Origin of the sequence: Vreelandella lionensis (assembly GCF_044543515.1) — a bacterium.
Taxonomy (GTDB): domain Bacteria; phylum Pseudomonadota; class Gammaproteobacteria; order Pseudomonadales; family Halomonadaceae; genus Vreelandella; species Vreelandella lionensis.
The window spans coordinates 1-12,874 of record NZ_JBITWC010000020.1 but is presented as its reverse complement, the minus strand read 5'-3'; the positions used below and the strand labels follow the sequence as shown (position 1 = coordinate 12,874).

Genomic DNA, 12,874 nt, shown 5'->3' with positions numbered 1-12,874 from the left:
CAGCCATAATAAACGCCTAGCGCTCGCGTGATAGTTTGGGGTTCAAAGCGTCGTCTAACCCTTCACCCACCAGATTTAACGCCAGTACGGTGAGCAGAATTGCTACCCCTGGGAAGAAGCTTAGCCACCACGCCTGGCGAATCACCGTGCGCGCCGCGCCGATCATATAGCCCCAGGACATCACGTTCGGGTCGCCCAAGCCGAGAAACGACAGCGCCGACTCCAGCAAAATCGCGGTGGCGACCATGAGTGATGCCAGCACGATAATCGGCGACAGCGTATTGGGCAGAATCTGGCGCAGGATAATCGTGGTGTTGGACTGACCGACCAAACGAGCGGCTTCGACATACTCGCGGTGGCGCAGCGACATAAACTCGGCGCGCACTAAGCGGGCCACCGGCGGCCAACTGACAATCGCAATCGCCAGCACGATGGAGGTAATGCTGGGCTGCATAATCGCCACCAGCACTATCGCCAGCGCGAAGTTGGGGATGGTCTGGAAGAACTCGGTAAAGCGCATCAATATGTCGTCAATGATGCCACCGTAGTAGCCTGCAATGGCCCCCAAGGGAACGCCAATCAGCAGCGCCACGCTGGTGGATACCAGCCCAATCAACAGCGACACCCAGGCGCCGTGCATTAAGCCAGAGGCCACATTGCGGCCCATGGTGTCGGTGCCCAGGGGAAAGCCATCTTGCGAGAGCGGCGGCAAAAAGGGCCGCTGCACCATGCGCCAGGGCGATTCGGGAAACAGCAGCGGCGCCAGTATGGCCATGGCGATAATCAGCAGCAGGATGATCAGCCCGATGAGGGCGCCACGGTTTTGCGCGAAGCGTGCGAAAAAGCTCATGCGGCCCCCTTCTTGATGCGTGGATCAGCAAGGCTGTACACCAGATCGGTGATGATATTGAAGACGATGACCAGCGCCGCCGAGAAGAAGAAAATACCCAGCAGCAGGTTGTAGTCGCGCTGCTGCAGCGCTTCGAACATCAGCCGCCCGATGCCGGGCCAGGCAAACACGGTCTCGGTCAGTATTGCCCCGCCGACCATCTGCCCCGCCTGCAGGCCCGCTAACGTGATGATCGGAAGCAGGGCGTTACGCAACACATGGCGGCGCTGAATAATACTCGGCTTCAAGCCCTTGGCGTGGGCGGTTTTGACGTAATCCTGCTGAGCGGCATCCAGCATTGATGTGCGCGTCATGCGGGTATAAATTGCCATAAAGAACAGCGCTAAAGTGGTCGCCGGGAGCACCAAGTGCTGGGCAACATCGAGCACCAGCGCAAACCCCGTATGACCCGCCCCCACGGTGTAAAGCCCGTAGGCGGGCAGCCAGCCCAGGTAAACGGAAAAGACCACCACCGACATCAGTGCGACCCAGAACAGCGGCGTGGCGTAGAACACCAGCGCCAGCGCCATGATCAGTGAGCCAGAGGGCTTCTTGACCCGCGCGGCGGCCATGGAGCCTGCCACAATGCCCAGTACCAGCGAGAGCACAAAGGCAGTGCCGGTGAGCAGTAGGGTGGCGGGCAGGCGATCCATAATCAGATCAAACACCGGCACGCCCAGTCGGTAGGAGTAGCCGAAATCGAGCATGGCGATACCCGACACGTAATGCCACAGCTGTACATACATCGGCTGGTCGAGCCCAAAGCGCTCGCGCAACTGATCGAGAAACTCCTGATCCGCGGCACCTGCTTCGCCGGCCAGAATGGCGGCCGGGTCACCGGGGGCCAGCTGAATTAGCAGGAAGTTAAAAATAACGATTAAAAACAGCACAATCACGGCCTTGAGAAGCCGCATTAAGATGAGGCGCGCGTAAACCATAAGTCGTTTCCTGACGAATACCTTCAAGGTGTGGCTAGAAAACCCAGGCAGCAGGGGCTACCTGGGTGGCTTTGGTTTAGCGATCTAGCCAAGCATCCTTAAAGCCGTCGTTGACCCCCACGCCGGAGGTGACGAGGTTTTTCACATCACAGCGGTACAGGGTCGGGAAGCCCAGCTCCATCAGCCAGCCAACGGGCACGTCTTCATGGAGGATTTCCTGTACTTCGCGGTAAAGTTTTTCGCGCTCTTCGTCGGGGAATGCCGTGGCGGCCTCGTTGAAGAGTTCATCGACACGCTCGTTTTCGTAGCCCTCTACGTTATTCCAAGGTGAGCCCTTGGCAATGTTGTCGGAAAGGTAGGTGCGTGAAATACCCAGCGCCGGGTCGCCGTACTGGTAAAGATAGGTAAATGCCAGGTCGTAATCCCAATCGCCCAGGCGCTGGTTCCAGCCGCCCACATCGGTGGCCTGGGTCTCGACATTGATGCCTACTTCGCGCAAGTTCTGCTGCACGGCTTCGGCCCAGCGGGTCCAGGTTTCGCCGTAGGGCAGCGGCAGAATCGTGATCTCTTCACCGTCGTAGCCCATTTCATCCAGCAACTCGCGGGCGCGGTCTGGGTTGTAGTCGTAGGGTTCTAGGTCATCATTCTGGAAGCGCGCATTGGAGCCAAAGGCGGAGAGCGGCACATTGCCTAGACCGTTCCAAAGGACATCTTTGGCGAACTCGCGATCCATGGCGTACATCACTGCTTGACGGAAGCGCTTGTCAGCGGTGGGACCTTCGCGGTTGTTCATCCACAGCATGGCAAAGGGGCTGAAATATTCGTGACCCTCTTCGGTCATGCAGACGTTATCCATCTCGGCTAGGCGAGGAATGTCGAAGTTCTCGACAGTACCGCTGGGCAGTACGTCAATGGTCTCGTTCTCAAACGCCACCGCACGGGAAGCACCGTCAGGAATGATGTGCCAGTTCACGCCATCCAGGTAGGGCAGCCCCTCTTCGTAATACTCATCGTTCTTGACCAATTCAATCACCGTGCCGCGCTCCCAGTTGGAGAACTTGAACGGGCCGGTGCCGATGGGGTGATCGTTGTGCTCGTTATTACGGAAATCGGTACCTGCATAAAGATGCTCAGGCACCATGGTAAAGGTGCCTGCTTCGAAGGAGATCAGGAACGGGCCGAAGGGCTGCTTCAGCGTAAATACAACGGTGTGATCGTCGGTGGCTTCGATACTCTCCACGTGCTGCAGCACGGCGCGGGCGCTGGGGTTCAACTCACGGTGGAAAACATCGGCGGAGAACACCACATCTTCAGCGGTGAAGGGTTCTCCATCGTGCCAGGTAACGTTCTCTCTCAGGTGGAAGGTGTAGGTGCGCCCATCCTCACTGACTTCCCACGACTCCGCTAGCTGTGGCATGGGTTCAAGATCGGTGGAATAGCGCAACAGGCCTTCGTAGATATTGCCCGCGACGGTGCGGGTGGGGGCGTTCTGAATCATGCCCAGCACTAGGCCAGGTGGCTCTGGCTGAATAATCGTATTAATGGTGCCGCCCTGTTGGGGCTCTTCTGCCATGGCGGCGGTGGAAATAGCAAGCGCTGCAGCGGAAATGGCCAAGGCCAGTGGTGTCTTCATGTTTCCTGCTCCTCAATTATTAGCACGTAATGGGTTTACGTAGTCGTTAGGCGAGCGAGGCGTGACGCGTTAGACCTAGTTTGTGATGTTTGTTGGAGGTCTATTTTGACCATAGCAGTGGTTGGTTAAACTGTCGACAGTCGTCAATCGGCCGTCGACAAAGAGCTTGTTTTTGTCATACTGAGGCCTATATAGATTATCAAGAGTGCCCTTTATGGCCCCTCCGCTAGCAGCGCCCAATACCTTCATTCAGCAACATAACCTTGTTGAGCAGGTGGCCGATTACTTAACTCAAGCGATTATTCAGCAACACTTTTTACCGGGGGAGCGGCTCTCAGAAGTTCAGCTCTCAAAAGACCTGGGAGTGAGCCGTGCACCTGTGCGTGAGGCGGCGCGTCTGTTGGAAAGTCGTGGTTTATTAATCTCAAAACCACGACGCGGGTTTTTCGTCCGCGCGTTGAATGCCGTTGAACTCGAAGATGTCTTTGATCTTCGTCTATGCCTGGAGCGACATGCTATTCAGCGTTTATCCGAGCGTTACAGTAGCGAGGCAGAGCGTGCGTTAAGGCAACAAGTGGAAGTGTTATGTGAGGCAGCGGCCAGCAACGATGGCACGCGCCGCATTGAGGAAGATCTACAGTTTCACCGCCTAATGCTGCACTACGCGGGCAATGATCGCCTGCTGCGTGCCTTCGATAACCTGACCCATGAACTACGGCTTTGCATTACGCTCATCACTAAAACACACGAGGCACCTGACACCATCGCCACTAGCCATTTCAAACTGCTGGATGCACTTGCCAGTGGCCAAGCGGACACGTGCCGTGAAGCCATTGATTACCATATCGGCGTTGCCCGTGATTTTGTGGTGAAAGGGGTGAGTGATACCGGAGACCACCGCCATGAAGACGTTCTTTCACGCTGACCAAGCGCTGCACAAGCCGCAAACCTACTTCTCCCGCGGTAAAATGCGCACGCCCCAGGAAGTGCCGGAGCGTGCTATGCACTTGCTGGCAGCGGCCAAAAGGCTGGGCTTTGAGATTCAGAGCCCTGTGGATTATGGCGTGGGTCCGATAAGGGCAGTGCACTCGCTGCCCTATCTACGTTTTCTAGAAAGTGCCCATCGGCGCTGGCATGCCCAAGGCGAAGACTGGGGGGAGGAGGTGATATCCAATATCTTCGTGCGCTCCCCTAATGCTCTGCGTGGTATCTTGGCCGAAGCCGCGCGCTACTTAGCAGATGGCAGTGCTCCGGTGGGGCAGCATACCTGGCAGTCGGCTTATTGGTCGGCGCAGAGTGCCGTGGCGGGTGCAGAGGCGTTGCTGGCTGGGGAGCGTTTTGCCTACGCTTTATCGCGACCCCCGGGCCATCACGCGGGCATCGATTCTGCCGGTGGCTTCTGCTTTCTCAACAATGCTGCCATTGCTGCACAGCATCTCACCTCGCGCTACCCGCGTATCGTCGTGCTCGATCCGGATATGCACCACGGCCAAGGCATTCAAGAAATTTTCTACCAGCGCGACGATGTGCTGTATATCTCTATCCACGGCGATACCACCAACTTCTACCCGGCAGTATCCGGCTTTGAAGAGGAGCGTGGGCAAGGCGCGGGGCTGGGCTACAACCTCAACCTGCCGATGCCCCACGGTTCAGAAGAAGCGGTGTTCTTTGACCGTTTAGAGCAAGCCTGCCAAGCCATTCGCCTGTTCGAGCCGGATGCCATTGTTCTGGCACTGGGTTTCGATATTTACGAGCGCGACCCCCAAGCCAAAGTAGCTGTTTCTACTGCGGGATTTGCAGAACTTGGCCGCAAGGTAGCGAGCTTGAATGTACCCACGATGGTAGTTCAAGAAGGCGGCTACTACCTGGAAGGGCTGGAAGCCAATGCGGTGAGCTTTTTTGATGGGCTGCTCATACGCGAATGATCGTGGCCGTTTGATTCCCACTGCTGCACCGAGAAGAGTAAGACAAGCGCTGGAGGTGTCTGGCAAGATAGCGTTTTCGGACGTTAAACGATCAAGGACACGGCATGGCCCACCTGCTACGCATCGTGATGATTCACGGCCACTTAAACGGGGTGGTCGAACTCAGTGTGGACGGTCACACCAATATTTGCGGCACCAACGCCTCCGGTAAAACCACGCTACAGCGCTTGGTGCCGGTGTTCTACGGCGAATTACCCAATAAGGTCGTGCCCAAAACGCGCATGAAGTTCGATGCGTTCTACCTGCCTCACCGCAACAGCTACCTGGTATATGAATACCGCCGCGAAGCGGGCAACATCTGCCAGGCGGTGCTCACCCGTAAACAAGAAGGCGGGGTGGAGTATCGCTTTGTCGGCGCGCCCTACCAGCCGGAAGACTATCTGGTAGAGAGCGAGGCGGGCGTAGCGGCGCTGGACTACACCCAGTGGGCCAGCGGCTTGCGGCGTAACGGCACGCCGGTCTCTCCCAAACTGGGCGCGACCTCTGAATTTCGCTCGGTGATTCAAAACGACTTTACCCAACTGCACGGCAACAGCCGCGACGGCCTCAAGCTGCGTCAGATCGCGTCGCAGTTCAGCCTAGTGAAGCCCGAGCGGCGCATCCGCCATATCGAAAAGCTGGTCTCGGCGGTGCATGCCAAAGAGGGCAAGATGGACACCCTCAAAACCATGCTGGAGGCGATTTTCGAAGAGGATGGCGTCGAGCTGCCGGTAACTCGAATTCGCAACACCAAGGCGCGGGAGTGGATCGCCCAGATGCGCCAATCCATGCGTCTGGAACCGCTGCAGGCCTCTCTCGCCCGGCTCGCCGGTATTGATCGTGAACTCGCCGACCTGGATGCCACGCTGTGGCAACTGAAGCCCCAGCTAGAAGAAGACCGCCAGAAAGCAGAGCGGCAAATGGCCGATGTAGATGCCGAGCTTGCCCGCCATCACCGCGAGTTCCAGCAGCGGGAGAGCGACTATAATGAGGCGCGGGACGCGCTAAACGACCGCCACAGCGAAGTGGTCAGCGATTTGCAGCAGACCCAGCGCCGCCTGAATGATCTACAAACCCAGTACGAGCAATACGCCGAGGCGGATATGCCCGCCCTGGAGCGCGACATCAACGCGCTGCCCCAGTGGCGGGAACAGCGTGACCAGCTGCGCACCCACCTAAACGTGATGCAGGACGCGGTAAAAGAGAGCCAAGCTCGCCTGGATGGTCGGCTGCGCGAATTGTCTGAGGCGCTGGCCCGCCAGACCCGTGAATCCCAGGAACTGATCGACGCCCTGGTCGAAGAGAAAGCCTTGCGCCGGGAGCAGCAGTGGGAATCCGAACAGCAGCTCAACGAACGCTACCAGCAGGAGCGCCAACGCCTGGAAGGCGAGTATCAGGCGCAGTTGGAACTCGGCGTTGAGCAACTCGCCGAACTGAAAGCGCAACTCTCGCTCTCGACCCAGACCGCCGAAGAGGCTTCCGAGGCGGAGCTTGCCCAGGCGCGCCTGGATCAGGCCCAGCAGGAGCGCAACGCCTCGGCCGCTACTCTGGATGGCCTGCGCCGGGAGTTTGAAAGCCGCAAACGCGAGCGGGACAGCGCCGAACAGCAGTTGGTGCAACTTCGACAGCAGTTAGAGCGCGCCGAGCAGCGCTGCTTTGCGCTCTATCAGCAGCGCGACCCGGAGCAGGGCAGCCTGCGACACTTCCTGCGCTACCATCGCCCCGGCTGGGAGCAGCAGTTAGGCAAGGTGATTGCGCCGGAGCTGCTGGAGCGGCGTGACCTCGCCCCGCAACTGGCAGAAGGCGCGAGCGATGATCTGTTCGGGCTGGCGCTGGATCTTTCCGCCATTGCCCTGCCAGATTACGCCCAGGATGAAGCCAGCCTGCTGGCCGCCATCGAAGAAGCGGACACCGCCAAGCGCCGGGTGCAGACCGAGAGCCAAGCCGCCGAAAAATCGCTCAAACAGCATAACGAGCGAGTGCAGCAGGCCGATGAAGCCCAGGATCAGGGCCGCATGGCCCACAAGCGCGCCGAGCAGGAAGTCGAGTTTGCAATAGAGGCCCGCCGCCAGCAGCAGGAGCGGCACACCAAGCGCCAGCAGGAGCGCCGCACTGCTCATCAAACAGCGCTAGCCAGCCAGGAGCAGGCGCAAAAGGAGCTGCGCGAAGAGAAGCAGCAGGCGCTCGCCGCCCTCAGCGAGACCCATCAAAGCCAGCTATTGGAGCTCAAGGCCGACGGACAGAGCCAGGTAGATAGCCTGGATGCCCAGCTGCGCCAGTATAAGCAGCAGCTTACCGACGCCAACACCGAACACCAGCGCCAGCGCGCGGAACTGGAAGAAGCCTTTAGCCAGGAACTGGCCGAGCAGGGCGTCGACCCCGCCAAGCTAAAAGATACCAAGGAGCGGCTGGCCAGCCAGGATGAACGCATCCGCGTCACCGCTGCCCGCCAGGATGAGCTGACCGAGTACACCCGCTTTATGCGCGTCGAGTGGGGCCAGCACAAGCCGCAGCTGGTCGCGCAAGAAGCCGAGCTGGAGCAGGCCGAACAGCAGCTTCAGCGCGATAAAGAGCGTCTGAAAAACGACTTCCAGGCCGCACGCAAAACCCACCAAAGCACGGTCAGCACGCTGAAAACCCAGCGGGAGAGCGAAGTCGCCTGCCTGGAAGCCTTAAAGCCGCTACTCACCCAGCTGGAAACCTTGGCCATTGAACCCGACGGCCAAGCGCCCGGTACGCCACTGGGCGATGTGGACGAGCGTATCGAGCGCGCCCGCCAAGCGCTGGGCAATCGCCACCAGCTCATCGAGCAGCTGCGCCGTGGCTGCCTGGAAGTCGAAAGCCAACTGATCAAGGACGCCAGCAGCGGCTTTGCCGAAGCGCTGGAGAGCGAACGCAGCAAGCTGCAAAGCGACAACCCGCGCTTACAGCTGCCGCTACTGCGCGATATGCTCAAACTGCTCGAAGATCAACAGCAGCAGCTGATTCAGGAAGGCCGCAACCTAAGCGACGACCTGGATAAGTTCTTCACCGTGTTCCGCGATTTGAACCGGCGCATCAGCGCCCAAAGCCGCCGGCTTTCTGAAGAAGTTGCCGACGACCTGCGCTTGGAAGGCATTACCAAAGCCGAAGTGCGCATCCAGTCCACCATTGATGAGCTGGGCTTCTGGGAGCCACTAAAGCTGTTTGCCCAGCGCTATAAAGAGTGGCGGGAATCTGGCCAGACGCTGCCCAGTGACGACTACCTCAATGCCCTGGCGGACGTGGTCGATTTGCTGCGCAGTGACCAGCAGTACAGCTTCGAAAGCCTGCTGCGCCTGGAGCTGCACCTGAACGAAGGCGGCACCGATCTGGTGATCAAGAACGACCGCCAGCTGCTGGAATCCTCAAGCCACGGCATGGCGTATTTGATTCTGTGTAAGTTCCTGCTCGCCTTTACCCGCCTGCTGCGCGGCGATGCGGACATCGCCATCCACTGGCCCATCGATGAGATCGGCACCCTGGCGTACCACAACGTCGAAAAACTGTTCGACGCCTGCGACAGCAACCGCATTCATATCGTCGGTGCGTTTCCCAACCCCGAATCCGATGTGCTGCTGCTGTTCGCCAATCGCTATCTGATCGATCGCGATGAGGCCAACCCCAACAAGCGGGTGTTAAAACGCATCGAGCCACGGCTAAGCCGCCTGGCCGAACGGCTCCAGGAACGTCAGCAGGAGGTGACGGTATGATCGAACATGGCCCACTGCTAGAGCGCCTGCTGGCCGGGGAATTTGTCTGCCCGATCAGCGATGAGAGCGGCTATCGCCATCTCACCAATGAAGAGACCCGGGAAGAGATCGATACCTACCTGCGGCCGCTTAACCGCCGCCTGGCCAGCAATGAAGATGGCAGCGTTTACTTTCTGGCCTGGCGTCAGCTCAACGACAACGCCCGGGATCAGCTTTCCCGCCAGCTCGGCGATACCCTCAATAGCCTGCTGCCGCTGCTGGAGTGGCTGCAGCTGGTTCAAGAAGCGCTGGGCCGCGATACCCTGGCCGCCCCCGGCGATGTGCTCAAACCGGCGGAGTTCAGCGCCAAGTGCGAAGACAACCAAAGCCTGCGCGAACGCCTGGAGCGCCTGGCTACCGACAGCTTTTTTGGCTCGCAAAGTGACCAGCTCGATGCCCAGGTAAAGCAGGTTTTCAAGCGCCTGAAAGAGCACGGCTACCTGCTCCAGCCCCATTCAGAGCGGCAGGTGTTCGTGGTCACCGGCAAGATCGACTACTTGGTGGATCTGGTGCGCTTTATTCGCGATGAAGAGAACCTGCCCATCGAATCCGGTAGCGAGGAGGGCTCCGGTTCCCAGGAGGCCCTGCTGTGAGTTCGAACGGAGAACACGCTCTGGAAAGCCGCCTGCTGAAAACCGGCAGCGAACGGCTGGCGCTGCTGGGCAAGCATTCTGAAGCGTTGATGCAGGCCTACACCCGCGATGAAGTGCCGCTGGAATCGCTCAGCGATAGCGCCCTGCGCAAGCTGCTGGCGGCGCGCATCCTATGGCGACCGGATGAGCAGAGCGGCGTTAAGCTGGCGCCTAAGGTGCGTGAGCTGATCGCCGAGATGCTCGCCGATGAGACCCGCCGCCATGTGAATGCCGATGTAGCGGAAACCCTGGAGCTGATTCGCGCCCTGGTACACAGCTACCGGGAAGCGCGCAGCCGCGGCGAACACTGGCGGCTGGAGCAGCAGCTGATGCGCCTGCGCCAGGAAGTCGACGACCTGAACGGGCGCTTCGCCGATGCCATCGACAGCTTATGGCAGCGGCTGAATAGCGATTTTGGTTTCGTCAGCCAGCTCAACGACAAGATCCGCGAAAACGACCGCGCCCAGAAGCAGATCGCGAGGCTGCTGGACGGCCTGGCGCTGATCGACTTCGACGAGCTGATCGAGCTGGTGGGCAGCGATGGCAGCCTGCGCAAGCTATTGATCAGCCAGCTACAGCAGCAGTTAAGCCATCACTACACCAGCCTGCGCGAAGTACAGCGGCGCTTGATCGAACTGATGGCGCGCTTTCGCAAGCAGCAGGCGCGCAGCCGCCTGATCAGCGGCATGGCCGCCTTTATGCGCGAACACCCCGGCTTTGTGCCGGGCAACTACGCCCGCCGCAGCGAGGTGCCAGGGCTGGTCAATCAAGCCGCACCGCTAAGCGCCGCCGCCGCCCCGGCGCTGGATCGCAACCTGGAGTGCCGTTTACTCGCCGAGCTGCTGCACCAGCTCCCCCAACCGCGCCACACCACGCAAACCGTTGAAGCAGCACCTCCCGCCCAAACTCAAGAAGCCAGCCTCGCCGCCGCCCGTCAGCAGGCGCTCAAGCAGGATGTGGAGCACTTCTATTTGAGCGTGATCGACCAGCCCCAGGCGGAGCCGGTCAGCGCCCTTGCGTACCTGCACGCAAGCTCGCTGGAATGGCCGGATGAGATCTGGCTCTTCCAGGTGATTTCCGAATACCAGGGCCTACCGCGCAGCGACCAGAAGGCGTTTCGGCTCAAACAGCAGGAGAGCCAAGCCAGCCAATTCAATCACCTGTGCCTGATCCACGATGTAGAACTGCAGCTGGCCGTATGAACCTACCCAGCCGCGCACGCAATGGCCTTAACGGCGTCGCCCGCGAACTTCTCCGCCAGCCCTCGGTGGAGAAGCCCCGCCGCCAGTGGGTAGACGACGTAGTGGCCTGGTGCCACCAGCACGACATTGACCTGGCCACGCGAATCAACGGTAAAACGCTGCGCTTTGACGCCGCCTTGCTGGCGCAGATTAATGACGTATTAGAGAGCGCCCGAATAGCGCCGCTAGGCCGCTCGCTTAGCGGCCTGCCCAGCAGCGCCCAGGCCAAAGAGGGCGTGGAAGAAGACAAAGCAACCCGCGAAAGCCCCCGTTCCCGGCGCGTACTCGTCAGCTTCCCATCGCAGCCAGCAACCGGGCTTGCCAACGAGCCACGGGCTATTCGTGATGTGGATGTGTATGCGCTAAAGCTAAGCGCGTTCAGCGCCCTAATCCAGGTCGAAAACCTGGATAGCTTCTATGAGTTCTCACCAGAATTACCAGCACTAAGCGGCTACATTAACCCGCTGGTAGTCTATCGTGGTGACAGCCACTACGGCGGCGGCTTTGCCTTACTCGCTGAGGCTTGGCACAAAACCCGCCGAACACATATCTACGCCGGTGACTTCGATGTTAAAGGCGTCACGCTAGCGCTCGATAGCAACGCTACCCACTTACTCCTGCCCGACATTGAATGGCTCACCCAAAATGCCACGCCGCTGCACGTGCCTGCTGAGCAGTTTTCTTATCAACGACGGCTGCGCAAACATCTTACCGCGCTGCCGCCAGCCCATCCCTTGCGTGAGTACCTAATGTTGTTGCTAGAAAAGCAGAAAGGGCTGAAGCAGCAGTGGTTTGGTGGGGAGGTGGTTTGTGTGGGGCTTAGCTAGAGTTGGGCGGAACAAAACAAGAAAGCAAACTAATTTTGGCTATACCGCCGAAATTTACTTTGCAGAAAGAGTAATCAATGGGATAGAGTCATTTGAATGGCTACATAACCCCAATCAATGCGCCTGCACGTTCATTGAGGTTATGTAGCGGGGCGTATAATCACAGTTAGAAGCCACAGAAATTACGGAGTAATCATCAAGTGCCGATATTCGATATTTCAGGGGATAAGCTATCTGCCGTAGAGCAGAAGAACTTCGCCCTGGAAAAGGACTTGCAAACGCTGATTGAGAAGAACCTCGAAACCGTTTTCAATTGCCGGTTTGTTGCCAGCGAATTTTCAACGGGTGCCCAGCACGCCGGTCGAATTGATAGCCTGGCTTTGTCTGAAGAAGATAATCCCGTCATTATCGAATATAAGAAAGTCGAGTCATCTGAGCTTATCAACCAGAGCCTCTTCTATCTGCACTGGATTCAAGATCACAAAGGTGATTTCGAGATTGCGGTACAAAAGCGGCTTGGTAGTAGTGTCAAGGTTGATTGGTCAGATGTCAGGGTAATCTGTATAGCTCCCAACTATAAAAAGTATGATTTGCATGCCGTGCAAGTAATGGGTGCAAATATCGAGTTGTGGAAATATCGCTTGTTCTCCAACGACTCAATATATCTTGAGGAGGTTTTTCACTCTTCAAAGTCGGCGGCGTCCTCTGTCGCAACCATACCAACAGAGAACGGATACAAAAATCCAGTTATGGTCGAGGCAGGTAAGAAAGCAGCCCTAACTCGAGCTACTGCGACCTATACATTTGATGAAAGACTTGACGGCAAAAGTGAAGATATTCGAGAGTTAACTGCAACGATCCGTGAGTTCATCCTCGGCTTGGATGTGAATCGCCCCAGGTTTCATAGACACCTCCAGGCCTTATACTAAAGGTATCTAGGAGGATCCATGAGCCGTCCCCGTTACACTGAAGAATTCAAA

Annotated in this window: 10 protein-coding genes; 7 read left to right on the top strand and 3 right to left on the bottom strand. The window is 58.3% G+C overall.

Going from position 1 to position 12,874, the window contains the following annotated elements:
* Positions 1-16: 16 nt before the first annotated feature.
* The 3 genes from ACIGG6_RS12885 to ACIGG6_RS12875 all read right to left on the bottom strand — a co-directional run bounded on the left by ACIGG6_RS12885 (position 17) and on the right by ACIGG6_RS12875 (position 3,460).
* Positions 17-850, bottom strand: coding sequence for an ABC transporter permease (locus tag ACIGG6_RS12885; protein WP_253504435.1), 834 nt, complete (start codon positions 848-850; stop codon positions 17-19).
* On the bottom strand, positions 847-1,827 hold the full coding sequence (locus tag ACIGG6_RS12880) for an ABC transporter permease (protein WP_399844886.1): 981 nt from the start codon (positions 1,825-1,827) through the stop codon (positions 847-849). Before ACIGG6_RS12880 ends, ACIGG6_RS12885 begins: the two co-directional genes overlap by 4 nt.
* A gap of 76 nt (positions 1,828-1,903) precedes the next feature.
* Complete coding sequence (locus ACIGG6_RS12875; protein WP_399844884.1) at positions 1,904-3,460, bottom strand: ABC transporter substrate-binding protein; 1,557 nt, start codon at positions 3,458-3,460, stop codon at positions 1,904-1,906.
* Positions 3,461-3,674: 214 nt separating this feature from the next.
* Here ACIGG6_RS12875 and ACIGG6_RS12870 point away from each other — a divergent pair, with 214 nt between their 5' ends.
* The 7 genes from ACIGG6_RS12870 (at position 3,675) to ACIGG6_RS12840 (ending at position 12,823) form a co-directional block, all read left to right on the top strand.
* Positions 3,675-4,385: a GntR family transcriptional regulator gene (locus ACIGG6_RS12870; RefSeq protein WP_399844883.1), complete on the top strand. Its 711-nt coding sequence runs from the start codon at positions 3,675-3,677 to the stop codon at positions 4,383-4,385.
* Complete coding sequence (locus tag ACIGG6_RS12865; protein ID WP_399844881.1) at positions 4,363-5,385, top strand: histone deacetylase family protein; 1,023 nt, start codon at positions 4,363-4,365, stop codon at positions 5,383-5,385. Before ACIGG6_RS12870 ends, ACIGG6_RS12865 begins: the two co-directional genes overlap by 23 nt.
* Before the next feature lie 104 nt (positions 5,386-5,489).
* Complete coding sequence (locus ACIGG6_RS12860) at positions 5,490-9,155, top strand: ATP-binding protein (protein ID WP_399844879.1); 3,666 nt, start codon at positions 5,490-5,492, stop codon at positions 9,153-9,155.
* Positions 9,152-9,787 carry a condensin complex protein MksE gene (locus ACIGG6_RS12855; protein WP_290953214.1) on the top strand — a complete coding sequence of 212 codons (636 nt, stop codon included), beginning with the start codon at positions 9,152-9,154 and terminating at the stop codon, positions 9,785-9,787. The genes ACIGG6_RS12860 and ACIGG6_RS12855 overlap by 4 nt, the downstream gene beginning before the upstream one ends.
* Complete coding sequence (locus tag ACIGG6_RS12850) at positions 9,784-11,028, top strand: hypothetical protein (protein ID WP_399844878.1); 1,245 nt, start codon at positions 9,784-9,786, stop codon at positions 11,026-11,028. The genes ACIGG6_RS12855 and ACIGG6_RS12850 overlap by 4 nt, the downstream gene beginning before the upstream one ends.
* Positions 11,025-11,894 (top strand): DUF7281 domain-containing protein, encoded by an 870-nt coding sequence (locus ACIGG6_RS12845; protein ID WP_399844877.1) that lies wholly within the window; start codon positions 11,025-11,027, stop codon positions 11,892-11,894. Before ACIGG6_RS12850 ends, ACIGG6_RS12845 begins: the two co-directional genes overlap by 4 nt.
* A gap of 200 nt (positions 11,895-12,094) precedes the next feature.
* Complete coding sequence (locus tag ACIGG6_RS12840) at positions 12,095-12,823, top strand: hypothetical protein (RefSeq protein WP_399844876.1); 729 nt, start codon at positions 12,095-12,097, stop codon at positions 12,821-12,823.
* Positions 12,824-12,874: the final 51 nt, after the last annotated feature.